19 protein-coding genes and 1 pseudogene are annotated in these 26,121 nt (G+C 58.6%); 7 read left to right on the top strand and 13 right to left on the bottom strand.

What is annotated here, in order from left to right; all coding sequences use genetic code 11:
* Positions 1–137: 137 nt before the first annotated feature.
* Entirely contained in the window at positions 138–1,853 is a 1,716-nt protein-coding gene (gene dld, locus KP702_RS13140; RefSeq protein WP_215769147.1) for a D-lactate dehydrogenase, read from the top strand.
* Between the two features lie 19 nt (positions 1,854–1,872).
* Here dld and KP702_RS13135 read toward each other — a convergent pair whose 3' ends face one another.
* The 3 genes from KP702_RS13135 to KP702_RS13125 all read right to left on the bottom strand — a co-directional run bounded on the left by KP702_RS13135 (position 1,873) and on the right by KP702_RS13125 (position 5,429).
* Complete coding sequence (locus tag KP702_RS13135) at positions 1,873–2,769, bottom strand: DMT family transporter (RefSeq protein ID WP_373687854.1); 897 nt, start codon at positions 2,767–2,769, stop codon at positions 1,873–1,875.
* A 2-nt stretch (positions 2,770–2,771) separates the two neighbouring features.
* Complete coding sequence (parE, locus tag KP702_RS13130; protein ID WP_046900259.1) at positions 2,772–4,787, bottom strand: DNA topoisomerase IV subunit B; 2,016 nt, start codon at positions 4,785–4,787, stop codon at positions 2,772–2,774.
* Between the two features lie 81 nt (positions 4,788–4,868).
* The gene (locus KP702_RS13125; protein ID WP_249203008.1) at positions 4,869–5,429 is read right to left on the bottom strand and encodes a hypothetical protein; all 561 of its coding nucleotides are present in this window, start codon (positions 5,427–5,429) and stop codon (positions 4,869–4,871) included.
* A 316-nt stretch (positions 5,430–5,745) separates the two neighbouring features.
* On the opposite strand from KP702_RS13125, the gene KP702_RS13120 reads away from it, so the two are divergent.
* Positions 5,746–6,297 (top strand): hypothetical protein, encoded by a 552-nt coding sequence (locus tag KP702_RS13120; RefSeq protein ID WP_046900929.1) that lies wholly within the window; start codon positions 5,746–5,748, stop codon positions 6,295–6,297.
* A gap of 140 nt (positions 6,298–6,437) precedes the next feature.
* On the opposite strand, the gene KP702_RS13115 is transcribed toward KP702_RS13120, so the two are convergent.
* The 9 genes and pseudogenes from KP702_RS13115 to gltX form a co-directional block, all read right to left on the bottom strand.
* Entirely contained in the window at positions 6,438–7,586 is a 1,149-nt protein-coding gene (locus KP702_RS13115) for an OmpA family protein (protein WP_099213312.1), read from the bottom strand.
* A gap of 142 nt (positions 7,587–7,728) precedes the next feature.
* Complete coding sequence (locus KP702_RS13110) at positions 7,729–8,070, bottom strand: DUF1491 family protein (RefSeq protein WP_046900928.1); 342 nt, start codon at positions 8,068–8,070, stop codon at positions 7,729–7,731.
* A 26-nt stretch (positions 8,071–8,096) separates the two neighbouring features.
* Complete coding sequence (locus KP702_RS13105) at positions 8,097–9,791, bottom strand: S41 family peptidase (protein WP_373687855.1); 1,695 nt, start codon at positions 9,789–9,791, stop codon at positions 8,097–8,099.
* Between the two features lie 169 nt (positions 9,792–9,960).
* A complete protein-coding gene (gene topA, locus KP702_RS13100; RefSeq protein ID WP_202208078.1) occupies positions 9,961–12,666 on the bottom strand; it encodes a type I DNA topoisomerase in 2,706 nt (901 codons plus the stop codon).
* Positions 12,667–12,686: 20 nt separating this feature from the next.
* Positions 12,687–13,874: pseudogene (gene dprA, locus KP702_RS13095) on the bottom strand (DNA-processing protein DprA).
* Between the two features lie 41 nt (positions 13,875–13,915).
* Positions 13,916–14,545, bottom strand: a complete 630-nt coding sequence (plsY, locus tag KP702_RS13090) for a glycerol-3-phosphate 1-O-acyltransferase PlsY (protein ID WP_202208080.1) — start codon at positions 14,543–14,545, stop codon at positions 13,916–13,918.
* Positions 14,542–15,816, bottom strand: a complete 1,275-nt coding sequence (locus KP702_RS13085; RefSeq protein WP_202208081.1) for a dihydroorotase family protein — start codon at positions 15,814–15,816, stop codon at positions 14,542–14,544. Before KP702_RS13085 ends, plsY begins: the two co-directional genes overlap by 4 nt.
* Complete coding sequence (locus tag KP702_RS13080; RefSeq protein WP_202208082.1) at positions 15,813–16,754, bottom strand: aspartate carbamoyltransferase catalytic subunit; 942 nt, start codon at positions 16,752–16,754, stop codon at positions 15,813–15,815. The genes KP702_RS13085 and KP702_RS13080 overlap by 4 nt, the downstream gene beginning before the upstream one ends.
* The gene (gene gltX / locus KP702_RS13075; RefSeq protein ID WP_064274235.1) at positions 16,747–18,150 is read right to left on the bottom strand and encodes a glutamate--tRNA ligase; all 1,404 of its coding nucleotides are present in this window, start codon (positions 18,148–18,150) and stop codon (positions 16,747–16,749) included. The genes KP702_RS13080 and gltX overlap by 8 nt, the downstream gene beginning before the upstream one ends.
* A 200-nt stretch (positions 18,151–18,350) precedes the next feature.
* Here gltX and KP702_RS13070 point away from each other — a divergent pair, with 200 nt between their 5' ends.
* The 3 genes from KP702_RS13070 to KP702_RS13060 all read left to right on the top strand — a co-directional run bounded on the left by KP702_RS13070 (position 18,351) and on the right by KP702_RS13060 (position 21,905).
* On the top strand, positions 18,351–18,938 hold the full coding sequence (locus tag KP702_RS13070) for a cupin (protein ID WP_215769146.1): 588 nt from the start codon (positions 18,351–18,353) through the stop codon (positions 18,936–18,938).
* Complete coding sequence (locus KP702_RS13065) at positions 18,935–19,660, top strand: NADPH-dependent F420 reductase (RefSeq protein WP_202208083.1); 726 nt, start codon at positions 18,935–18,937, stop codon at positions 19,658–19,660. The genes KP702_RS13070 and KP702_RS13065 overlap by 4 nt, the downstream gene beginning before the upstream one ends.
* 163 nt (positions 19,661–19,823) lie before the next feature.
* Positions 19,824–21,905 (top strand): ComEC/Rec2 family competence protein, encoded by a 2,082-nt coding sequence (locus KP702_RS13060; RefSeq protein ID WP_215769164.1) that lies wholly within the window; start codon positions 19,824–19,826, stop codon positions 21,903–21,905.
* A gap of 6 nt (positions 21,906–21,911) precedes the next feature.
* Here the strand turns inward: KP702_RS13060 and nth are convergent, their stop codons facing one another.
* Positions 21,912–22,592, bottom strand: coding sequence for an endonuclease III (nth, locus tag KP702_RS13055; protein ID WP_215769145.1), 681 nt, complete (start codon positions 22,590–22,592; stop codon positions 21,912–21,914).
* A 121-nt stretch (positions 22,593–22,713) separates the two neighbouring features.
* Between nth and KP702_RS13050 the strand changes: the two genes are divergently transcribed.
* Both KP702_RS13050 and KP702_RS13045 read left to right on the top strand, forming a co-directional pair.
* Complete coding sequence (locus KP702_RS13050; RefSeq protein ID WP_215769144.1) at positions 22,714–24,552, top strand: ABC transporter ATP-binding protein; 1,839 nt, start codon at positions 22,714–22,716, stop codon at positions 24,550–24,552.
* Positions 24,553–24,652: 100 nt separating this feature from the next.
* The gene (locus tag KP702_RS13045; protein ID WP_215769143.1) at positions 24,653–26,038 is read left to right on the top strand and encodes an amidohydrolase family protein; all 1,386 of its coding nucleotides are present in this window, start codon (positions 24,653–24,655) and stop codon (positions 26,036–26,038) included.
* The last annotated feature ends 83 nt before the right edge of the window (positions 26,039–26,121 follow it).

The raw sequence follows: 26,121 nt of genomic DNA, 5'->3' as shown, positions 1-26,121 counted from the left end.
CTGAGGCATGGACGGCGCGCTCTTGCGGGTGTGTCTGTAAGCCTGTCGCTGAACAGGCGTAAATTTTGGAACTATGGAGTCCGCTGGCTGCGCTTTGAAGGTAGCAACGCCAGAAACGTTGAAGGAAGAATACAGACATGCCGGCCAGCTCCAGCGGGAACACGGTTTTCCTTGATGCCCTTCGTTCGGTCGTTGGCCGTCGTCATGTTCTGAGCAAGCCCAACGCGACTTATCGCTTCCGTAAAGGATACCGGTTTGGGCTCGGCGATGTGCTGGCCGTTCTACAGCCAGGAAACCTTGTTGAACTGTGGAAAGCTGCCAAGCTCTGTGCTGAAAGCGGCAAGATCATCATCATGCAGGCCGCCAATACCGGTCTGACCGGTGGCTCTACACCGGACGGCAACGACTACGACCGCGAGATCGTCATCATCAGCACGAACCGGCTGGATGGCATCCACCTGATCGGTGAGGGGCGTCAGGTTGTTTGTCTTCCTGGCTCGACCCTGCATGATCTGGAAGAAAAGCTCGCCAAGATTGGCCGCGAGCCTCACTCGGTTATTGGCTCATCCTGTATCGGTGCCTCCGTTCTGGGCGGTGTGAGTAACAATTCCGGCGGCGCACTGGTCCAGCGCGGTCCTGCTTTCACGGAAATGGCTCTGTTCGGTCAGATGGGGGCAGATGGGAAACTGCATCTCGTCAACCATCTGGGGATCCGCCTTGCAGGTGATCCGGAACAGATTCTCTCTGCCGTCCAGGCTGGGCAGCTTCCGGATAGCGCTATCGACTGGAACGCAGGGCGCGGCCATGACGCGGGTTATGCCCAGCATGTGCGGGACGTGGATGCTGAAACGCCTGCACGCTTTAATGCGGACCCCAACCGCTGGCATGAAGCGGCTGGATGCGCGGGGAAGCTGGTTGTGTTCGCAGTTCGCCTCGACACCTTCAAGGCCAATAAGAATCCAGCAGTATTCTACATCGGGACCAACAGCACGCAGGATCTCGAAGACCTACGCCGCCATATCCTCACAAGCTTCGACGAGCTGCCAATCGCCGGGGAATATATCCACCGCGACGCGTTCAATATTGCCGAGGTGTATGGCAAGGACACGACAGCCATCATTCGCTACATGGGCACACGGTTCCTGCCCACGTTCTTCGGTCTGAAATCCCGGTTCGATATTGCCGTACAGCGCATCCCCGGCATTTCAGGCCACCTGAGTGACCTGTTGCTTCAGGCGTTCAGCAAGATCATTCCCAAGCAGCTTCCGGCACGCATGTGTGATTTCCGGGATCGTTTCGAGCATCATCTCATGCTTAAGGTATCGGCGGAGCTTGCAGCGCCCGTCAAAGCGTATCTTGAAGACTGGCACTCAAAAACGTCTGGCGATTTCTTTGCCTGCACCCCGGAAGAAGGCAAGCTGGCCTTTCTCCATCGCTTTGCCGCAGCCGGAGCGGCCATCCGTTACCGTGCCGTTCATTCAAAGACGGCAGAAGACATTGTTGCTCTTGATGTGGCGCTGCGCCGCAATGACCGGGAGTGGTTTGAAACCCTGCCGCAAGAGATTGAAGACAAGATTATCGTCAAACTCTACTACGGCCACTTCTTCTGCCACGTGATGCATCAGGATTACGTGGTGAAAAAGGGCTACAACGCCATGGCCGTGGAGCACTCCATGCTGCCAGGTTTGGAGGCCCGGGGCGCCCGTTATCCTGCCGAGCATAACGTCGGTCATCTTTACGATGCGCCGGAAGAGATGATCGAACACTATCGCAGTCTGGACCCATGCAACTGCTTTAACCCGGGTATTGGCAAAGCCACCAAACGCCGGAACTGGGTCGCTGAAAGCGTCTGATTATCCTTTGCCCGGACGGTCAGTGCAGAGTGGCTTTCCGGGCTGTGAGAACGTTGCCGAGAGACGCAACAACGATGCACAGAACGCCTGCCCATCGCGTGATCGACAGCGCTTCGCCCAGAAAGATCCAGCCTGAAACGGCGCCGAGCATGGGCTCCATGCTCAGCAGAATTCCAAGGTCTTTCGGCCGAAGTCGACGCATGGCCATCATGTCGAGGATATAAGGCACGGCCGAGGAAAGAACGGCCACGCTGAGGGCCGCTCCACCTTGCCACGGATGGGTGATGACGGTGGGAATTGTGGGGATCAGGCAGGGGAGAAGAAAAATTCCCGCCGTTGCCATCCCCAGCGTCGTCGCTTGCCCCGCATCCAGGATTTTCCCCATGCGGGTGCCTGTGAGGATGTACACGATCCACCCGCAGCCACTCAGGAGTGCTGCACAGACTCCGAATATATCCAGAGCATGGGCAGATCCGGCAACGGATGCCGTCTCTGGGCGTAGCAGCAGATACAGTCCGGAAATCACAAAGAGTACCCAGCACAGGTCGAGCCAGCGACGTGATCCAGCAAGTGCGAGCGTCAGCGGGCCCGTGAATTCAAGTGCAACTACGATCCCCAGTGGCAGGCGAACCAGCGCCACATAGAAGCAGAAGTTCATGACCGCAACAGACGCGCCATAAGGCAGCAGCAGCTTCAGGGCCGCTGGTGTCAGGGTCATGCGAGTCGGGCGCCAGATGGCCAGCAGAATGAGTGCGGCCATACAGACACGCAGCCCCACCATCCCGGTTGGACCAAAGAGCGGAAAAAGCCCCTTCGCCAGAGTGGCGCCGATCTGGAAGGAGGATATCCCCCCGATCAGTAGCCCTACCGCCTTAAGTTGTCCGTATTTTTCAACAGGCTGCACATCAGTGGTCACGTTCAGACGTCAAGATCTTCGACGGAACGGGCGTGCTCCTGAATGAAGCGGAATCGGAGTTCCGGCTTGCGTCCCATGAGGCTTTCCACGCGTTCGCTTGTCAGCGCGCGATCTTCAGGAAGAGCGACCACTCGCAGAAGCGTCCGGCGTGCAGGGTCCATCGTCGTCTGCTTGAGATCCTTCACAGGCATCTCGCCCAGACCCTTGAATCGGGACACCTCAACCTTCGCATTGGACTTGAAGTCCGCCTTGATGCGCTTGTCACGGTCCTGATCGTTCATCGCATAGACCGTCTTTGCCCCATGCGTCAGGCGATACAACGGCGGCTGCGCCAGATGCAGATGCCCATGACGGATCAGTTCCGGCATCTCACGATAGAAGAACGTCATCAGAAGGGAGGCGATATGCGCACCGTCGACGTCAGCGTCTGTCATGATGATGACGCGGCCGTAGCGAAGGCGGCTGATGTCGAAAGACGACCCCAGACCGCAGCCAAGGGCTTCCGTCAGGTCACGGAGTTCCTGATTCCCGCGTAGTTTGTCGGCGGTGGCTGAGGCGACGTTCAGAATCTTGCCTCGTAGTGGCAGAACAGCCTGCGTTTCCCGGTCACGTGCCTGGCGTGCAGAGCCACCTGCCGATTCGCCCTCAACCAGAAACAGTTCGGTCTCGGAGGCGTTCTCGCGGGTGCAGTCTGTCAGCTTGCCGGGAAGGCGCAGTTTGCGGGTCGCACTTTTTCGCGCCGTTTCCTTAACTTCACGACGGCGCAAACGCTCTTCAGCGCGCTCCACCATGAATGCCAGAAGATTATCGGCCTGCTGCGGGTTCCCGCCCAGCCAATGGTCGATTCGGTCACGCAGGGCGCCTTCTACAAGACGCGAAGCTTCCTGATTGGTCAGCTTGTCCTTGGTCTGGCCCTGAAACTGCGGGTCACGAATAAAGACAGAAAGCTTGGCCGCAACGGCGCCAAGAACATCTTCAGCCGTAATCGCTGCTGCGCGTTTGACCTTCCGTTGGTCCCCCCAGGAACGGAAACCCTTGACCAGAGCGGCCCGGAAGCCCGCTTCATGCGTGCCGCCCTGCGGCGTGGGAATCGTGTTGCAGTAGGAGGTGAGTGTGGATGTACCAGCTTCCAGAAACGCGACAGCCCACTCTACCTTGCCACCTGTCCGGCCATCAGCAGCCAGAGGAAGCTCAGCTTCTCCGGCCCAAAGTGGCGTCAACAGATCGGGGTTGGCACCGAGTTCTGCCGTCAGGGCATCTTCCAGACCGTTCGGAAACTGGATCGTGGCTTCGACTGGTGTTTCGTCGCCAGCCTTGATCAGCTCCGGATCACATTTCCACTGAATGATGACGCCACGGAACAGGGCGGCCTTGGAGCAGCAGAGCCGGTAGAGGCGGGATGCGGAGAAATGGAGATTCCCGAAGATTTCCGGATCAGGCGAAAATCGGACCGTGGTGCCTCGGCGATTAGGAGCCTTGCCGACTTCGGCCAACGGGCCAAGCGGCACACCACGGGAGAAATCCTGCCGATAAAGTACCCGGTCGCGGGCGACTTCCACTTCGAGCTTGTCGGAGAGCGCGTTGACAACCGAACTGCCGACACCATGCAGGCCGCCAGACGTATCATACGCCTTGCCAGAAAATTTTCCGCCCGCATGAAGCGTCGTAAAGATTACTTCCAGCGCGGATTTATCCGGGAATTTGGGGTGAGGGTCCGTTGGGATGCCACGACCGTTATCGCGCACCATAAGTGTCCGTGGGCCTTCCAGTCGCATTTCGATGCTACTGGCATGGCCGGCTACGGCTTCATCCATGGCGTTATCGAGAATTTCGGAGGCAAGGTGATGATAGGCGTTATCATCCGTGCCACCGATATACATTCCAGGGCGACGACGAACAGGCTCCAGTCCTTCAAGGACCTCGATATCCTGTGCGCCATAATCCGTGTTGACGGCGCCTTTGCGGCCGCCAGTCGCCTTGGTATTTCCTGCTTTGCCTGACTCGAACAGATCGCTCATGTCTGCGTTGTCGCCGCCCCAGTCCGGAACGTCAAGAGAACGCTTCCGGATGGAACAGAACGACTGACTTTTGGCAGCAGATCAGGCGCGGTGCGTGCGACGCGTTGTGGTGCTTTTGGTTGTGCCATGGCGCGGGCGACGGTCAACCGTGGCAGGAGCTGCACAGCTCTCATAGGACGCAGGCTGGGCTACATCTTTGGCTTCGGCGTAGTGAGCCAGGTCGGAACCTGTTTCAAGTGCATCAATCTCATCGAACATGGCTGTGCGCTGTTCACAGAAGACCGTGCCGGACTTCAGGCCGCCAAGAGACTGCACATCAGCCAGCTGCGTGATGTAATCATCGTGAGCCGCCTGAGCGCGGCGGCCGTATGTGGTGCGGAAATAGCCATCAAGGCGCTTTTCCGCGTCCAGAAGGGACGGGCGGAACTTGGCAACGAACGCGTTGTAGCGATCCTGCGACTTGCAGGAGAGAGCCGTTACCATCAGTTCGGACTTCAGGCCCGCAACGTCAAAAGCTTCATGAGCCGGGGAGTTGCCGCACTCAGCTGCGAAAGCTGGCGTGGCATGAGCGGCGAACAGTGTTGTGCACGCCAGGCCAGCACCAGCCAGACGGACGAAGGAACGACGGAAAAACGAAGGCATCGACAAACTCCACAAGGCCGGGACTGATGGCCGGAAACAGACAGACAGCATAATCCGGGCTTGCGGCCCGCGGAAAGATGAATCCGCATGTGAGAAACGTGCGGCAAGCTCTTTACCTGCAACATAATTTCGTGGCGGAAAATGGGCGTTCGCGTTCTCAATTGTAATTTATCGCGCCGACCGCAGAAAAAGCCCTGAAAGTACGCTTAAGGGAGACGGACAGGCTTTCACCCCGCCTCGTCCTGTTCTACATGCGAACGTCTATCTTGTCGCGGGAAGCGCGGCATTAAGTCTGTCACGAGCGTTGGAGTTGACCGTGCGCCTGCGAGGTTCCGTCATTACCCTGGGATCGGCCTTTGCCTTTTCCCTGCTTCTTTCCGGCTGCGCACAGCAGGCGATCGTTCAACGCTCTGTGACGCCGAACCCCTTCGGCTACCAGAAGGTTTCTGCAGTCTGCCACGTCTCACCGGTCACAACCGCCGCTGATGGCACGATGAACGTGGACATGACCGTTCGCAGTGACGATGGCCTCTGCGCGATCTCCGTGCAGAAATCCTTCGGCAGCAGCTATTCCTCCTTCGGTGTGAATCCTGCGCCGTCACACGGCAAGGCTTTCCTCTACAATTACGATGGCCACACCTACGTGAACTATACCCCTGCAACGGCCTATGCTGGCGCAGACACGTTCACGGCGGAGCTGATCCCAGGTGGTGGCAAGAAGCGCGAACACCTTGTTGTACACATCACTGTGGACGCGACCGGCGTTGTTGTTGCCAAGCCTGCTGTTACGGCACCGACGCCGAAGGCTGCTACAACCACCACGAAAAAGAAGACAGCTACGCGTCAGACGACACGTCGCAAGCACTGAAGCTCTTCAGCTTCGTGATGAAAAAGGCGGGGTTTATCCCCGCTTTTTTTGTATCGCTTTTACCGGATCAGACATGAAAAAAGCCAGCACCCAGTCAAGGGCGCCGGCTTTCAAGGCCGTTTAAAACGTAAGGCTAAACCTTACTTGAAATCGATTTCAACGCGGCGGTTCTGAGGCTCGCGAGCATTCGGGCCTGTCGGGACGAGGGGGTGAGCCTCGCCAAAGCCCTGCGTGGAAATGAGGCCAGCTGCCACACCGTCACGGATCAGCTCAGCCTTCACACTTTCGGCGCGACGGTTGGAGAGGCCGAGATTGTAAGCCTGACCGCGTGCCCCTGGCTGGGCAGCGGACGTGTCCGTATATCCGCTGACTTCAATATGCGTGACCTGGGTCGAAGTGGAGTTCTTGGCAGCTTCAGCCACCACAGACTTCGCACGTTCGCTCAGAGCAGCCGAATCCCAGTCAAAGAAAACCAGATACGTGCGTGTCGGGGCTGGTGCGGGCGCAGCAATCACTGCTGGAGCCGGTGGTGCAGGCGGCGGAGCCGGGTTGAACTCGTAACGCAGGCCTAGGAGCAGCGAGTGATTGAAGTTCGTGCGTGTGTCGCGATTGCCCGTGGAAGAGCCATAAGCCTGCTTCTGATCCCAGCCGCCGTAAACGCCTGTCGCCGTAGCGTGATGACCGTTAGGCCCAAGCAGGGAATAGAAACGGTATTCTGTCGTGGCAGAGAGACCAACCACCCAGGGAACAGGGAACGACAGCCCGAAGATGCCCTGATAGGCGAAGTTTCCTGCCGTACCCGTGACGTGCTGGTCGAATGCACCGCTGGGCGCATGAACATAGGTGTTCATGGACTGCCAGCCGTAGCCTACGCCTGCGCCGAAATACGGATAAACCCAGGACTGCCCGATATCCATGTCGAACAGGGCATTTGCCATCACGCCGTAGCTCTGCTGGCGACCACCAACAGAAGACGGGAACAGGCTGCTCTTGAACTGCTGGAGACGATTGTTGCGGTAATTTCCCTCAACCTCGACCCGGAACCCGTTTCCGAGGCCCCAGCCAACGCTGCCGAGTCCCGTGACGCCTGCCTGATAATGGTCACGGCCGCTCGGGAAGACAGGAGAAAGACGGACTGTCTGATCCTGGTTGAAGCTCGCGCCGCCAGACCCGGAAACGTACAGTCCCCTGACCGGCTGCGCCTCTGCGGCCCCCATGACCAGCATCGAAACGCCTGCAGTGAGCCCGGCCCGGGCAAGCCAGGTCCTGAAAACGGATCGCTGCATCATGTCATTTCTCTCCAACCAACCCAATTTGAAAGTCTTCTTGCCGAAACTACAGGCGATGGCAACGCGCCGAACCCTTTAATGGGTGATGCGAAAGTTTCACAATGGGCATGTTCGTCGCCCAGTGTGTCCTCCCTCCCACAGTTCAGTGCATCACGTCCAGATCTGCGCGACGCGAACCGAGTGTTCGTTCCAGCGGCGTGGCCACATTCCGGACTTCCAGTTCAATGACCCAGAGGTCCGGATCATAACGACGCTGGCGTTCCAGATAGTCTTCCAGTCCGGCAGCACCTTCAACGTCCGCCCGAATCCAGTCCGAACCATTTTCACGGAGGAGGGCGACATTGTCGTCGCGGTCCCTGAGAACGATCAGGACGGCTCCAGCATCCTCATCCCCCTTTTTCAGGACCATGGCGGACGTGCCGTCGGAAGAAATCCGTCGCATCACGGCACGCACCCAGAGACCTGTTTTTAAACGTGCACCCATGAAAGTTCCGTCCATATCCTGAAAAGTTAGTGCAGAGGTGCGGTATTTTCGTCAGGGACAGCTTCAAGCGCTGCCTTGTAGGCCGAAGCAGAAGACAGCATGAATCTTGCCGTGTCCATGTCTGCGTCTGTCCCAATTGCTGCCGGGCAATGACGTCGGATGTCCAGAATTCGGGCAACAGGAACGGGGTAGCGCGCTGCCCGAGCCATTTGAACGGCGCCTGCCTGCGGGGCGTTTCCGTTTTTCAGAGCGTCAAGCTGGGCATGCAGGTCGTCGCTCCCCCGGGAGGTGCAAACCTGAGGCATGACGCCCAGACCTTGAATGGGCCAGCCCAGCGGGGCCTGATTTCGGCTCCATGTCACGAACAGTTCGCCGCCATTGGGCATCTGGCCAATCACCTGCACCAGACCCTTGCCCAAGGTCTCGCTGCCAATGACGACGGCGCGGCGATGATCGGCCAAGGCTGCGGCAAGAATTTCCGCTGCACTTGCTGTGCGACCATCCACGAGAATGACAATCGGCGCTCCACTTGTCATGTCGCCGCCTTGAACGGCCCAGATGTGGTTGGCCTGAGGATCGCGGCCATGCGTCGTGACTGCTACGCCATGATCGAGGAACAGGGCGGCAGCCGTAACAGCCTGTTGAAGAACGCCGCCACGGTCCCCGCGCAGATCGATGATGATCCCGGCAGGGCGCTTTGCTTTGCCTGCCGCCTGCGTGGCACCAGAGTCATCAGGTGTGTCATCTTCCACCACCTGATCGAGATACTGGCTGATTTCCTCAGCCGTCTGAGTCGAAAAGGAAGAGATCCTCAGAAGCGTGTAGGCATCCACCGTAGATGCAAAAACAGTCTCGGGCGGGACCTGCGCTCTCATCAGCTTCAAGGTCGCCGGACGTTTGCCCTTAGAGGCCAGGGCCAGAGATACGGCTGTGCGCTCATCTCCGTCCAGCCAGCTCTGGACGGTATCAGGAGACTGTCCGTGCGTAGATTTTCCATTCACCGAGACAAGACGCTGTCCCATGTCCACCCCAGCCTCCCAAGCCGGTCCATTGGCATTGACAGCCGTCACAACGATCGAATGACCTTTTTGTCCTAGCGTCAGGCCTACAGTGCCGCTTTGGCCGGTACGTCGTGTTCGGTCTGCAACCGCCGGGGTCGGTCCCAGATACCGTGAATACGGGTCCATGTGGTTGAACAGTTCATCAAAGAACCCTTGAAGCAGGGCATCATCACCCGCATCCCGGATCGTGGATGAGTGGGACCAGGCAGCGTCCATGGCGGCAGTTACAAGATCGGCCCATCCGGTTCGGCTGGTATCAGCGGGGAGGGGATGCTTGAAGAAAGCCTTCTGCCCCCGCGTGATTGTCACGGTTTCAGGAATATGCTGACCGTCACGATCCTCAGCAGGGTTCGTTGTCACGATAATTGTGGGATCGATCGCCGTTAGCCCGTCCAGTCCCCAGATACAGAATTCCCTTGCGGAATGGGCATCAAGGGTGCGCGGCGCCAGAAACCCAAGGGCGGCGACAAGAACGTCCCTGGTCATTCCACCAGCAAAGGCCGGAGCGGCTTCAGGTGCTGTAGGCGTGCTGCTTGATGGCGTGGCCTGCGTCTGGGCCAAAGCAGGCTGGACACTTCCTCCCAGCGCCAGTGTGAGAAGGCTGAGGATAAGAACCGGGCGGCACGCCGTCTCGCGAATATGCGACAGAAACAGGATCATGGGACGTGCGGCATGGCGCAAAGAGGGGTCCTTGAGGAGAGGCGGAAAGAAGGAAGTGGTTACCCCATCCATCTTTTGACCACGCCACAAACTTCGGCCCCGGTAAAGACACACCAATGACATTGTTGGAAGGAGTGCAACCAGGTCACACCCCCTCCAGAGTAACGCTTCAGGCTTCCGAGGAAGAGTCTGCTGCCGTTTTCCGCTTTTTCGTTGCGGATCCGGCTGTTTTCCGCGCCGTCGAAGTTTTTGTTGTGGCGCGGGTCGTCTTTTTCTTTGGAGCTTCTTCGCCAGAAGTTGCATCCACATCCGAAGTTTTTTTGCTTTTTGCCGTTTTGGCTGGAGCCTTCTTCGCAGTGGTCTTCTTGGCTGCACCCTTCAGAGGTTTGCCCTTCTCAGCCAAAAGCGCCACCGCAGCGTCGAGCGTGATGTCATTCATGTCCTGATCTTTGGGCAGATTGGCAATCAACTGGCCATGCTGCGCATACGGACCAAAACGACCCTTGCGGATCATGACCGGCTCACCGTCCTTGGGATGCGCTCCCAGGTTACGGATGGAGGCGAGCTTCTTCGCCAGGCTGTCGACTGCCCGGTTCAGCCCAACCGTCAGGACGTCATCGTCCTTGTCCAGCGTGCCGTAGATCGCACCCATCTTCACATAGGGCCCAAACCGTCCAAGGCCGGCTTCGATCTTTTCCCCTGTTTCCGGATGCATGCCAACCAGTCGGGGCAGGGACAGAAGTCCCAGAGCCTGCTCCATGGTCATGGTGTTGCCGTCCAGCCCCTTGGGGATGGTTGTACGTTTGGGCTTGGCCTTCTTGTCTTCCGGGTTGGGTTCCCCCTGCTGGACATACAGTCCATAGGGCCCACGACGAATGGTGATATCCTCACTGGTGTCCGGATGCTGGCCCAGAACCTTGATACCGTCCTTGAGCCCCTCATCCGCACCGTCATCAGCGACCAGACGTCGCGTGAACTGGCAGGTTGGATAGTTGGAGCAGCCGATGAAGGCGCCAAACTTGCCAAGACGCAGCCCCAGACGGCCTGTTCCGCAGGATGTGCAGACCCGTGGATCAGTACCGTCTTCCTTGGGCGGGAAGAAGTGGTCGCCCAGATCTTCATCCAGAGCGTCAATAACGTCCGAGATTTTCAGATCTTTTGTCTGATCTACGGCTGCCGAGAAGTCATGCCAGAAGGCTGCCATGACATCGTGCCAGTCAGCCCGGCCACCGGAAATGTCATCCAACTGTTCTTCAAGAGACGCTGTGAAGCCGGTATCGACATAACGCTCGAAAAAGGACGTCAGGAACGCTGTGACAAGGCGTCCGCGGTCTTCCGGCAGGAAGCGCTTGGCTTCCAGTCGAACGTAGTTACGGTCCCGCAGAACGCCCAGAACAGAGGCATAGGTGGAAGGACGACCAATGCCGATCTCTTCCATTTTCTTGACCAGAGACGCTTCGGAATAGCGCGGCGGCGGCTGGGTGAAGTGCTGTTCAGCATCAACAGCCGTCGTCGCGACGCGGTCCCCTTCCTTCATGGCAGGAAGCAGCTTGCCGTCGTCGTCTTCCGCCTTCGAATCGTCCTTGCCTTCGATGTAAAGCTTCAGGAAGCCGTCGAACGCAATCGTCGAACCCGTTGCCCGAAGCAGTGTTTGTCCGCTGGCATCCGCCAGGGTGACTGCAACCTGATCAAGCTCGGCAGACTGCATCTGTGACGCAACCGCGCGCTTCCAGACCAGTTCATACAGCCGCCGCTGTTCAGGAGACAGCGCATGAGCGACCTGTTGAGGTGTGCGGAACACATCCGTGGGGCGCACGGCTTCATGCGCTTCCTGCGCATTCTTGGCTTTGGTCGAATAGGCACGCGGATAATCCGGCACGTACTCGTCCCCAAACGCCTTGCCGATATGCCCGCGAATCGCGCCGATTGCCTCTTTGGCCATCGTGACGCCATCGGTTCGCATGTAGGTGATCAGACCGATCGTCTCACCACCGAGATCCACGCCCTCATAAAGCTGCTGGGCCGTGCGCATCGTTGTCTGCGCGCTCATGCCAAGCTTGCGGGAGGCTTCCTGCTGAAGCGTAGAGGTCGTGAATGGCGGCGGTGGGTTACGTTTCGTCCGTTTGCGCTCGACAGAGCGAACGGTGAACTGACCGGCCTGTACGATGTCACGAGCCTCAAAGGCCAGCTGTTCGTTATTGAGATCGAACTGGTCGAGTTTGTCACCACGCAGATGGGTAAGGCGCGCCTGAAAAGCTGCTTTCGCCGGAGTATTGAACCCGCCAGTAACGGTCCAGTATTCCTTCGGCTTGAAAACCTCGATCTCGGCTTCACGCTCACAAATGAGGCGGAGCGCTACGGACTGCACGCGACCGGCACTCTTGCTGCCCGGTAGCTTGCGCCAAAGCACTGGCGACAGCGTAAAGCCCACCAGATAGTCCAGCGCACGACGGGCCAGATAAGCGTCAATCAGGGGCTGATCCAGCTCACGTGGGCCAGCCATCGCGGCAGTGACGGCAGATTTCGTAATTTCGTTGAAGGTGACGCGATGAACGTCGATTCCCTTCAGGAGATTCTTTTCTTCAAGGACACTGCGCACATGCCACGAGATTGCTTCACCTTCGCGATCCGGGTCAGTGGCCAGATAGAGGTTCTTTGCTCCCTTGAGAGCCTTGGCAATGGCCGCAATCTGTTTGGCGCCCCGGTCGTCCGTCTGCCAGCTCATGGCAAAGTTCTCGTCCGGGCGTACGCTCCCGTCCTTGGGCGGTAGATCCCGCACATGGCCGAAGGAAGCAAGAACGGTAAACCCGCTTCCCAGATACTTGTTGATCGTCTTGGCCTTTGATGGGCTCTCGACTACCACAACGTCTGTCATTGCCACTCCGGTCTTCCGCGTCACTTCCTGTTCGGCTGTAACGCCACGCGCCCGCCGGGCACGAACTCCACGACACCCCCAAGCTCAAGCTCGGTCAGTGTCGACAGTACTGCCGAAACGGAGAACTGGCAGCGGCGCATCACCTCGTCAACTGTTACCGGTGTCATGGAGAGAAGCGGAAGCACCTCAGACAGTACAAGATCGGGGTCTTCCCAGTGATCCTCCGTACTCACATTCCATGCTGTGTAAGGTTCTGAAAAGCCTTGCAAAATACCAGGTTGGTGCGGCTGCTTTACCCATGGAGGTGAAAGGGGAGCCGGGAGCTCGGAAGGGAGGCAAGAAAGAATATCCTGCACATTTTCCGTGAGCGTCGCTCCGCGCCTTAAAAGCTCATTGCCGCCGCGAGACCGGGGATCGAGTGGCGAGCCGGGAACGGCATAGACTTCTCTGTCCTATGAGATCGCCAGACTGGCCGTAATCAGCGTTCCGGAATGCAGTGCGGCTTCCACAACAACGCATCCGAGAGAGATCCCGGCAATCAGCCGATTGCGGCGAGGAAAGTGTCGCGCTTGGGGAACGGTACTCAATGGCGCCTCTGTCACCAGGCACCCGCGTTCGGCAATACTGGCCTGCAACTTTGCATTTTCTGGTGGGTACACATGATCCAGTCCTCCAGCGACAGCCGCCGCCGTCAGGCCGGGATAAAGGGCTGCCTCATGAGCCGCCGAATCGATCCCACGAGCCAGACCTGAAACAACACAGATTTTCGAGTCTGCCAGCTCGGCAGAGAGGCTTTCGGCCATGCGAATGCCCGCAGCAGAAGCATTGCGTGCTCCCACAATGCCGACAGAGCGCAGAGAGAGTTTAGCTGGATCTCCCTGAACAAAAAGCACAGGTGGAGCGTCTTTGATGAAGGACAGCATCAGGGGATAATTGGCGTCCCCCCGGATCAAAACATTTCCGCCCATTTTCCGGAGGGTTTCAACTTCATCGGCCATCTGATTAGCCGATGGAATAACCGGAAGATCCAGACGGCCAGCCTGACGCATCCGTCCAGGAAGTGCGGAAAGAGCCGCAGTGGGGCCGCCATATTGGCAGAGTAGTCTGGAAAAATTGATCGGACCCACGCCCGGCGTGCGAGCAAGACGCATCGCGTCGAGTCGCTCTTGATCAGACAACCGGAACGGTGGAGCAGAAAACGTCGTCATGTTCTCGCTCCTATCCGAATTTCATTAACGGTTGCTTAAAATCAGGATGATTTTGTCTTGGCGTTCACCCGAGGTTCGTTGCCCGTCAGCAGACGGACTATATTGCTATAGTGTCGTACCCAAATCAGGAGGGCGATGAGAAAAGTCGCGACAGGAATGGGAGAACTGGCACCCCGGCTCAGCACGACAACCATCAAAATCGGCGCAACAAGAAATGCTGAAAGCGCTCCAGCCGACGAGATCCGGCTTATCCGCGCTACGGCGAGCCAGACCACGCAGCACGCCACACCAACAGGCCAGCACAAAACCCAGATTGTCCCGAGTCCCGTGGCAACGCCCTTACCGCCCCTGAATCCCAGCCAGACGGGGAAACAGTGCCCGACCACCACCGAGACTGCCGCTACGGCCATGGCGAGTGACGGCGGGCCACCACCGAACCGAAGCGCCAGAAAGACTGCCAGCGCCCCTTTGAGAGCATCTAAAAGAAGGGTGGCCGCGGCCAAGCCCTTGCGACCAGTCCGCAGGACATTGGTGGCGCCGATATTCCCGGAACCAATCTGGCGAATGTCTCCGCCGCCGCCTAGAGCCGTTAAAATCAGCCCGAACGGGATGCTCCCGATAACATACGCGACTGTGGCGACAAGCAGCAGGTTGGGGTGAGACAGCGTCATGCCAAGCCCTCAGCCGTGAAGACCTCGCGGCCTCGTCGGAAGGTCCGCAGGACCCGTCCTGTCAGCTTCTGACCATCAAATGGCGTATTTTGGGCCCGGCCCGGCAGTTCGCCAGCCGTCACTTCCCAAACAGCATCAGGGTCGAACAGGCAGAGATCGGCATCCTGACCAATTGCCAGCGTTCCCGCCGAAATGCCCAGAAGAGCGGCAGGAGCACAGGTGACAAGACGCAGGGCATCCATCAGAGGCAGCCCTGCGCCCAGTGTCACACCCAGAAGCGTGACAAGACCTGTCCCACCTGCACGCGCCTGCGCGAATGGAAGACGTTTGTCGTCCGCATCTGCCGGGGCGTGATCAGATGCCACGGCATCAATCGTGCCATCAGCAAGGGCCGCACAAACTGCTGCCCTGTCTGATTCCGCACGGAGCGGTGGGGAGAACTTCGCGTAGGTACGGAAGTCCCCAATGTCTTCTTCAGTCATGGCGAAATAAGGGGGCGCTGTGTCACATGTTACTTTGACGCCACGTGTTTTGGCTGTTCGGATCAGATCCAGCCCTTCGGCCGTAGAGACGTGCGCGAAATGCAGTCTCGCCCCAGTCATCTCGGCCAAACGAAGATCGCGGGCAATCATGATCGCCTCAGCCGCGGCCGGAACCTGCGGTAGACCCAAACGGACCGCCAGCGCACTTGCCGTCGCGCAGGCGCCTTTGGCGAGCGAAGGCTCTTCTGGATGCTGCACAACCAGCGCGTCAAGGAAGCGGGAATAGGACAGCAGATTGCGCATCTGCTTGGCGTCTGTGATGGCACGCGTGCCATCGGTGAACGCCACGGCGCCTGCGTCCTGCAACAGACCCAGCTCCGCCATCTCTCCGCCCTCGCAGCCACGCGTCAGCGCGCCGTAAGGGTGAATAGAGACCATACCCGTCTCTTCGCCGCGCACCTTCAGAAGATGCACCAGAGCCGGATTGTCGATTGCCGGAGACGTGTTGGGCAGAACGGCCATGGTGGTAATCCCACCTGCTACGGCAGCCCGTGCACCTGACTTGACGCTTTCACGATATTCGAAGCCTGGTTCACCCAAGGCAACACGCATATCCACAAGCCCAGGGCACAGAACTGCACCCTGACCATCAATCACGCGCGCGCCTTCTGGCGTCTCGGGGCTGTCGATAGCGGCGATGCGGCCGTCTTCAACCGTCAGGCGTCCGATGCCATCTCGGCCAGATGCTGGATCGACCAGACGGACATTTTCAAAAACAGTAATTGTCATGAGGGCATCCGTGCGCGTGACAGGCGATCAAGAACGGCCATACGCACCGCCACACCCATTTCCACCTGTTCTGCAATCACGCTCTGGTCTGAATCCGCAACATCGGACGCAATCTCGACGCCACGGTTCATGGGGCCGGGATGCATGACCAGAGCACCGGGATTTGCCAGTGCCAGACGGCGTCTGTCCAAGCCAAAGAACCGGAAATACTCGCGGGAACTCGGGACAAGACCAGCACCCATGCGCTCTTTCTGAAGGCGCAGGGACATCACGACATCCGTGCCCTTCAGGGCCTCATCCATGTCCGAATACAGTGTGACATTCCCAAGTTCTGCCATGGCAGACGGCAGAAGAGTGGGCGGCCCGACCAGACGGATACTGTTCCCCAGCGCCGTCAGAAGATGGATGTTGGACCGTGCTACACGGCTATGGCCAACGTCGCCGCAGATCGCGATCGTCAGACCTTCCAGACGTCCAAAATGACGACGAATAGTTAGAGCATCCAGCAGGGCCTGCGTAGGATGCTCGTGTGTACCATCGCCAGCATTCACCACACTGGCTTCGACCTTCTGGGACAGCAGGGCCGGTGCACCGGATTGACCATGACGCACGACCAGAAGATCGCAGCGCATGGCATTCAGCGTGGATGCCGTATCCAGCAGTGTTTCACCCTTGTTCACCGAGCTGGTTGCGACCGTCATGTTGATGACGTCTGCGCCAAGGCGTTTGCCCGCCAGCTCAAAACTGGTGCGGGTACGGGTGCTGTCCTCAAAGAACAGATTGATGACTGTCCGGCCCCGCAGCGCATCACGTGGTGCGGAACGGGAACGGCTCAGGAGTGCATAGCTCTCCGCCAGATCGAGGAACGGAGCAATTTGCCCCGCTGTTAGCCCCTCGATTCCCAGCAGATGCCGGGGGACGGATGGCCGCTCAGGCACTGAGCACGCTCGCAATGCGGGCCAGAACCTCGTCACGGCCAAGAGCCGCCAGCGTCAGGTCAATGCCCGGAGATGTCGTGGACCCCGTCATGGCAGCACGTAGTGGCTGGGCCACAGAGCCGAGTTTCAGCTCATTTTTTTCGGCATAGGCGCGGAGGGCACCGTCGATGGCTTCCGCTGTGAAATCCGGCAGAGCTGCCAGATCATGCCCGACGCCTTCAAGAACTTTGCGACCGTTCTCGTCCAGCAGCTTCTCAGCCTTGGGCGTGAAGGTCAGGGGCAGGGTGAAGCCTGCGAAGGCTGCGTTATCCGTCAGCTCGACCAGCGTCTTGGCGCGTTCCTTGAGGCCGGACATCATGGCCAGAACACGGGCACGCGTGCGGTCATCCGCAACAACGCCTTCACGGCCTTGCAGACGCTCCAGAACATCGTTGGTCAGGCGCTCATCGTCAGCCTGACGCATCCAGACACCATTGAGATGTGCCAGCTTCACATAATCCATACGGGACGGGGAACGACCGACGCCATCCAGATCGAACAGCTTGATCTGCTCTTCACGGGACAGAACCTCAGCATCACCATGGCCCCAGCCCAGACGGAGCAGGTAGTTGCACAGGGCTTCCGGCAGATACCCTTCCTCGCGGAAGTCCACGACGGACTGTGCGCCGTGACGCTTGGACAGCTTGGCGCCATCCGGGCCATGAATGAGCGGCAGGTGAGCGAAGTGCGGCAGATCCCAGCCCATTGCGCGGTAGATCATGGCCTGACGGAAGGTGTTCGTCAGATGGTCATCACCGCGCATGACATGGGTGATCTCCATGTCATGGTCATCACAGACCACGGCGTGCAGGTAGGTCGGCGTACCGTCGGAGCGCAGGATGATCAGGTCATCCATTTCCACGTTCGCAACGCGGACTTCGCCCTGCACCAGATCCTTGATGACGGTCTCGCCCTCACGCGGTGCCTTCAGGCGAATCACATAAGGCGCACCTTCCGGCGCTTCGGACGGATCACGGTCACGCCAGGTGCCGTCGTAACGGGGCGGACGCTTCTCAGCCATGGCCTTCTCGCGCATGGCCGTCAGTTCTTCTGGCGTGCAATAGCACTTGTAGGCTTCGCCTTTGGCCAGAAGCTCAAGAGCGACTTCCGTATGGCGGTCCTGACGGGCTGACTGGAAAACGGGCTCGGCATCGGCCGTAATTCCCATCCAGGCAAGGCCGTCAAAGATGACGTCCACGGCACGTTGCGTGGAACGTTCCTTGTCAGTGTCCTCAATCCGCAACAGGAATTCGCCACCGTGATGGCGTGCGAAGAGGAAATTGAACAGAGCAGCCCTGGCATTACCAACATGCAGCAGGCCCGTAGGGGAGGGTGCAAAGCGCGTACGGATGGTCATGCGGCTCTCATATCATGGTCATGCGGCACGGGCCATCCGCATCGTTCGACCATAAAGTGTGTCACTCTTTTGCAATGTGTTGCCTTTAAGTGTCACAAGGCCGTTACATGAAGAAAAACCCGGTTTTTCAAGCGTGTGTGATTTCCTGCACCAACGATGCGTTCCCTATCCTGTCTTCAGTATTTCCACTGGGGGTGATCATGGACAGGCGAGATTTCAACGCCATGCTGACGGGGGTCGGGCTGACTCTGGGGAGTGGCCGCATCCGGAAGGCCGCTGCGTCTTCCGCACGGGTTGAGACCTTCATGCTCCGCTCCAATGGATGGGTGCCCAACAACCAGCATCTACCCGTCATTCTCTATCGGAATGTGCTCGAGAGCGGCGTGGGCCGTGAAGATGTCTATGAACACCTGTTCGGTCAGAACGGGTGGCCTGCGAGATGGAGGAATGGCGTCTATCCTTTCCATCACTATCATAGTCTGGGCCATGAGGTTCTGGGGTTTTCCAATGGGTCTGCCAGATTGGTCCTTGGTGGCCCTGAAGGGCGGGATGTGGAGGTTCGCGGCGGTGATGTCGCCTTGCTCCCCGCAGGAACCGGTCACTGTAATCTTGGGTCTACAGAAGATTTCACGGTCATTGGGGCTTACCCGCCGAACCAGTCCTTTGACATCCTGCGAAGCGCTCCATCGGCAGAGCAGTTGGCCCGGATCAACGCGCTGACATTTCCTTCGATCGACCCCGTCCAGGGTAAGGGCGGTTCTCTGTCCCGAGAATGGCACCCTTCATGAAAAATTTTCCTCTCCGTAGACGCCCCTTTCTTGCGGCTGTTGCTGGATTGGCTGCCGTCGGTAGCGCGGCAATGGCCGATTCGCCTCGCGAGCTTCCTGGCATCGGCATTATTGGGTCCGGTCAGGTTGGACGGACACTTGCGGCCCTCTGGGTGCAGGCGGGCTATCGCGTCATGGTTTCTGCCCGCAATATCGAGGATGCTCAGGCTTTGGCTCAGACCCTGGGGCCCCTGGCGTCTGCCGGCACGCCGCTTCAGGCTGCTGCTTTTGGAAAAGTTGTGGTTCTTGCCGTACCGTATGGCGCGATACCTGCTCTCGGACGTGATCTGAACCGGACACTGACTGATAAGGTCGTGATTGATCCCGCCAATCCCTATGTGGGCCGCGACGGATGGATTGCTGATGTTGCGCTCAGAGACGGAGCCGGCATCACGACACAGCGATATTTCCCTTCCGCGCATGTCGTGCGGGCCTTCAACTCCATCGACATGACCAGCCTGCGTGCCGAAGCACACCGGCCAGATCCACGTCTGGCCTTGCCGATCGCAGGCGATGACACGGCGGCGGTGCTTAAGGTCAAGGATTTGGTCGAGGCCGCTGGGCTGGACCCGGTTGTGACGGGAGGCCTCGCCAGTGCCCGACTCTTTCAGCCGGGAAGCGCGGGCTTTGAACTGGAACGGGACTCTGCGGGTCTCAGAAGCGCGCTGCATCTTCATAACTAAAGCTCACTGGAATTACGGTCGCGCGGGATGGACGAAAATCCGTTACGCTCAGGCCGTGACCCGCACGACGCCTTCTGCCAATACCCTGTTGCTTGATGAGTTCGATAACTCTCCGGAGACCTCCGCCGGGATGGGATTCCATCCATCATGGATGGAGAGGATCATGGTGGAGCAGGGGCGGCGGCTGTTCTGCTGGCTCCCTGTCGCGGTTGCGTTGGGGGCCCTCACGTATCTGACACTCCGCTTCGAACCTCCTCTTTGGCCTGCATCCGGTATTTCGGGCTGCGTAGCGGTGGCCGTATGGTTCTGGCGGAAGCATCCGGCCTTACTGTTTTTATTCCTGGTATTTTTAGGACTTCTGGTCGGCTTTCTGGACGCCTCATGGCAGACACGCCGACAACCGCCCATGCCGTCTCTGCCAACGCGAGCCTCTGTCGTAACAGGGCAGGTTATCGCGCTAGAGACACTGCCTCCCAGGCCAGGCAGCGATGAAGGCGGGAGACGGATTATTCTGGCGCACGCGACGTTCGATACGCCCGTCGACGCAGGGATGGCGCCTCTCAAACGTACGTTACGTTTGAAACTCCGTGATGATGATCCGGCATCCCCATTACCGGGCAGTACCGTCCAGATCAGGGCAATGTTGCGCTCTCCTTCGGCTCCGTCATGGCCGGGTGGCCGCGATCTGCAACGGGAAGCCTGGTTCTCTGGCTCAGCAGGGAGTGGGTATGCTTTGGGCACACTCCACGTGGACAGTGCAGACGCGACGGCAGGCCTGGAGGGACTGAGAGAAGCCATAGAAGCGCGCATCGAAAGCGTGCTCCCCGGCCAGACCGGCGCCATCGCCGCGACGCTGCTCGCAGGAGAAGCGGGCGGGATTGATGCCTCCACCCGTCAGGAATTCGCTGCCTCCGGGCTGGCGCATCTTTTGGCTGTCGCCGGGCTGCATCTTGGGTTGGTTATGGCTGTTGTCACGGTCTCTGTTCGCGCGTTTCTGACCGCCTTCGAGCGTCTGGCTCTGTATTGGCCCTGCCGGGAAATCGCAGCAGTTTCAGGATTTTTTGCTGGTATCGGATATGTCCTGTTGACCGGTGCCCATCTGCCCAGCGTCCGCGCACTCGGTATGGCGACACTGGTCACGCTGGCTCTTGTTACAGGGCGGCGCGCACTGTCCATACGGTCACTTGCCCTAATTGCGCTCGTTATCCTGCTGGTTTCTCCGGTTTCCGTTCTGGACGTTTCTTTTCAGATGTCTTTTGCCGCCGTGATGGGGCTGATCGCCGGGTACGAAGTTCTGCGTGAACCGCTTGCAAGACTTCGAGGCGAAGGTGGGTCAGTGCGCGTCATCCTGTCCTATCTGGCTGCCTTGTCACTCACCAGCCTTCTTGCGGGGCTAGCGACGCTGCCGGTCAGCATGGCGCATTTTGGCATCTTCCAGCCGTGGTTCGTGCTCGCCAACATGCTGGCCGTTCCCTTGGCCGCCGTCTGGATCATGCCCGCAGGTCTCCTGTCCCTGCTCCTGATGCCATTACATGCCGCGGGTCTTCCGCTCATCGTCATGGGGTGGGGCATCCGGATTATTCAGATTATCGCGCACACAGTGGCGATGTTCCCGTTTGCTTACGAACCTGTTCCAGCCACGCCAGGCTGGGGGCTTGCTGCCTTGCTTCTTGGGCTGTGCTGGTTGTGCCTCTGGAAGGGCTGGCCTCGTCTCGTTGGATTAGGGCCTATTGGTGTGGGAATTCTCTCCATCTGGCTGGCACCTCATCCGGACCTTCTGGTTTCCGCTGATGCAGGGTTGCTTGCCTTGAGGGGCGAGGACGTTCTGATGGTTGGTCCTCATGGCAGTCTCGAAAATCTGGCGCTTCAGGACTGGGAACGGGCGCTGGCTCTGCCAACAGGCTCCCTGCCACCTGACTGCATGACGGGTCTCTGCCGTGTCTCACTCAAAGGCCAGACGGTGCTGCTGCGGGCTAAAGATAGTCTAGATGGTGTTCGTTTGCCGTCTGAGCAGAACTGTCAGGGAATTAGCCTGTTTGTGAGTGCATCTCCGGCCCGTAATGCCTGCCCCGGAGTTCCGTTTATTGATCGCTTTTCGGTCTGGAGAAATGGCGCCTATGCGGTCTTTCTCCATCAAGGCGGTGCAGAGCTTGTCTCGGATCGGAGCTGGCGTGGGAGTCGACCCTGGGTGCCTGCCATAGGCTCCCACGGAATGCCCAATCTGCCCTTGGCTGAGGCAGAGTAGCTTCGATCAGGCAGCTTCTTTTGTGCGGGGTGGCGTGAGACGCTTGTCCGGATACAGACACCATTGTGTCGCCGGGCAGCGCCAGCATTCAGGGGCCCGGGCTTTACAGACATAACGCCCATGCAGGATCAGCCAGTGATGGGCTGGCCGCAGCATATCCTTGGGAATGCGCGCTACCAGACCATCCTCAACCTGCCGGGTTGTTTTCCCCGGAGCCAGCCCGGTCCGGTTCCCGATGCGAAAAATATGCGTATCAACCGCCATGGTATCGGCACCAAACGCGACATTCATCACCACGTTGGCCGTCTTCCGCCCGACGCCCGCCAGCGCCTCAAGAGACTTGCGGTCAGCGGGGACTTCCCCACCATGTCGCTCCAGAAGCTGCTCGCACAGCAGGGCCACGTTATGCGCCTTCGCGCGCCATAAGCCGATCGTCTTGATGTACTGTGCGATCCCGGCCTCTCCGAGTTTCGCCATGCTTTTCGGATCGGGCGCGTGTTCAAACAGCCCCTTGGTGGCTTTGTTGACGGACTTGTCCGTGGCCTGAGCCGACAGAACCACGCTCACCAGAAGCTCAAACGTATTGCGGAAGATCAGCTCACTTTCCGCATCCGGATTGGCTTCGGCCAGAGCGGTAATGAAAGCCTTGGCCGCGGCCTTGCTCATGGGTTTAGGGGCGTCTGTCATGGCTGAAACTCCGCGCGGGCTGTTGCGTCTGATCCGGACTGTCCGGCAAGATACGCGAAACATCTGAAAATTTCATGCCATCAGGCCGTTGTCCTTGAGGGACAAGACGGCGGAGCTCTTCGTGTCCGATACTTCTACGCAACTCACCGGCCAGAAACAGGAAGGCCGGAAAATCGACGTTTCCTTTACAGAAGTCCTGTCCTTTGTCTGCCGCCGCTGGCTGGCACATCCAGCGCTGCTGGCCTGGACACTCTCTGGTGTGGCGCTCGCCACACTGGCAGACGTCGTCACACCGATTCTGGCTGGTCGCCTTGTTTCGGATATTTCCAAGCACGCTGCCGGGCCAACCATCCCGAAAACCGATGAGCTTCTGAGCCTGCGTAATGATGCGTTCCTCATGGTGGGGGGATTGATTGCGCTTGGCTTGATTGGGCTGTTCGGTCGTCGGTCGTCTTTTGTCGGGATTTCACATCTGACGCTGGCAATCATGCATAAGGTCCTCAATCAGGCCTTTGCCCGCGTGCAGCGATTCTCAACGGACTGGCATGCCAATACCTTTGCCGGGTCGACGGTTCGCCGTCTGACCCGAGGCATGTGGGCTATCGACACACTGGACGACACCCTGCTGCTGATGATCGGGCCAGAGGTTCTGGTGCTCGGTGGCACTACGGCCGTCCTCATGTTCCGTTCTCCTCTGATGGGATCGGTCCTTGCGGTTTCGGTGGTGCTGTTTGCCTGGCTCTCAATTATCCTGACGCTTCGTTACGTTGCGCCCAGTGCCCGTGCATCCAATGAATGGGACACGAAAATGGGTGCAGCCATCGCGGATTCCGTCACCTGCAATCCGGTTGTCAAAGCGTTCGGCTCTGAAAAGCGGGAAGAGCAGCGGCTGGACACCATCGTCGAAGGCTGGCGCGGACGTACCCTGAGGACATGGCTGCGCGGCACCAATAGCGCCAATATTCAGGCGCTCGCCTCTCTCGTGATGCGGATGCTCATGATCGGGCTTGCCGTCATGCTGTGGTGGCAGGGCAAGGCGGGGCCGGGTGACGTCGCATATGTTCTGACAATGATGTTTCTTGTGCAGGGATATCTTCGAGACCTGGGTCAGCAGGTCAGTCAGGTGCAGCGTTCCGTCAATGAGATGGAAGAGCTGATCGCCATCTTCCGCCGGGATTCGGCTATTCAGGATGCACCAGACGCTCAGCCTGCACGCTTTACGAAGGGCGAAGTCCACTTCGAGCACGTGACCTTCCAGTATCCGGGTCAGGACAAACCTCTTTATCAGGACCTCACAATCGATATCGCGCCGGGATCACGTGTGGCCCTCGTGGGGCCGAGTGGATCTGGAAAGACGACCCTCACGAAGCTTCTGCAACGCCTGTATGATGTGAACAGTGGGCGCATCACGGTTGACGGGCAGGACATCGCGCATGTCACGCGGGATTCCCTGCGGTCGCACATTGCTATTGTTCCACAGGAACCGGTGCTGTTCCACCGCACACTGGCTGAGAATATCGCCTATGCCCGGCCTTCGGCATCCATCGAAGACATCAAGGAAGCAGCGCGTCAGGCCAACGCAGCAGCCTTCATTGAGCGTCTGCCGGAAGGCTACAACACGATGGTCGGTGAACGCGGGGTCAAGCTCTCGGGCGGTGAGCGTCAGCGCGTCGCGATTGCCCGGGCGTTCCTTGCAGATGCGCCCATCCTTATTTTCGATGAAGCAACATCCAGTCTGGATTCAGAATCTGAATCCCTGGTGCAGGAGGCGATGCGCCGCCTGATGCAGAACCGCACCGTCATCGTGGTGGCCCATCGCCTTTCCACGGTGATGGAGTTGGATCGAATTCTTGTCTTCAGTCGGGGTGAGTTGAAAGAAGACGGCACCCACGCCGAACTGGTGGCTCAGGACGGTGGCATCTACCGTCGTTTGTTCGAGCTTCAGTCTCTCGAAGGCTAAAGTTCCAAGCGTCTTTTCACAATCGCGAGACGGTATTGGTCTTTTCTGCATGACAGAACGTTTCTCCTCAGCCTGAATGCTGCTGAGGGGAAATTCCATCATGACACTTCGTTCTGCTTTCGCGGGGTTTTTGCTGGCCGCGCCGGCGACCTTGATGGCCTGCACCGCGCAGGCAGAACCTGTTGCATTCGATCATGCCCGCCTGATCGATGGAACCGGAGATCCAGTTCGTGAAAACATTACAGTCGTCATTAATGACGGACGAATTGTCTCCATAGGCGATCCGGCCCCTTCAGGAGCCGAGCACATCGATCTCAGCGGCAAAACCCTCTTGCCTGCTCTGATCAGCGATCACAGCCACGTCGGTATCATTAAGGGAACGTCTGGCAGTAGTGAGAACTATACCCGAGCCAATATTCTCGCGGCCCTGAAACAGTATAGTGATTATGGTGTTCTCACCGTCACGTCTCTTGGCCTGAACCGTTCGCCTCTCTTCGATGATCTGCGGCGGGAGCAGCACGCAGGTAAAAATCCAGGTGCAGATTTGTTTGGCGTTGATCAGGGCATTGGTGTTCCGGAAGGAGCGCCGCCCGCTGCGATGGTGAAAGCGTTAGGGCAGGATCAGGTCTATCGTCCGACCACTCCGCAGGAAGCGCGTCAGGACGTAGACCGTATGGTCGCAGAGCACACGGATCTCGTAAAACTCTGGGTGGATGATTTCCGGAACGGCGTGCCGAATGGCAAGACGCTTCCCAAAATGTCCCCAGATATTTACCGGGCAGTCATAGACGAAGCCCATCAGCACAATACGCGCGTGGCGGTCCATATTCATGATCTGGATATTGCCAAAGCTGTCGTGGATGCAGGGGCCAATATCCTCGCGCATGGCGTGCGAGACCAGCCCGTTGATCAGGCTCTGATTGAGGCCGTGAAGGCCCATGGCGTCTGGTACATCGCTACGCTGGGGCTGGACGAGGCAAATTACCTTTTTGCAGAGCATCCGGAGCTTCTGAATGTTCCTTTCGTTGCGGCCGCCATCGATCCTGCCCTGATGGCGCAGCTCTCAGATGCAGACTGGCGTAAACAGACACTTTCCAAGCCGCTTGTCGCGGCTTCGCACACCGCGCTTGCGATTAATCAGAAGAACCTTCTGACGCTTTATCGGGCAGGCGTGAAAGTGGGTTTTGGTACAGACTCAGGGGCTGCTCCAACGCGTTTGCCGGGGTTTGCGGAACATCGCGAACTTGCCTTGACCGTAGAAGCTGGCCTGACACCGCTTGAAGCCATTCATCTAGCGACTGGAAATGCCGCTGAACTGCTTGAGCTTGAAGATCGCGGTGTTCTGAAAACAGGGAAGCGGGCAGACCTTCTAATCGTTCGTGGTGCTCCAGACCAAAGCATCGCCGATATCGATCAGGTGGATCAGGTATGGCAGCGCGGTGTTCTCGTCAGTCACGGACCGGTCGTTAGGCACCTGGCACATTGATCGAGGTGCAGACCTGAAGTTTGCTGTTCTGACAGAACGGCTACGGAACCGTTTTTCCTGTCAGAAGCCTGATTTTGTACTGT

Source organism: Gluconobacter sp. P5B12 (assembly GCF_018812035.1).
GTDB lineage: Bacteria > Pseudomonadota > Alphaproteobacteria > Acetobacterales > Acetobacteraceae > Gluconobacter.
This window is presented reverse-complemented; position numbering and strand designations above follow the sequence as displayed.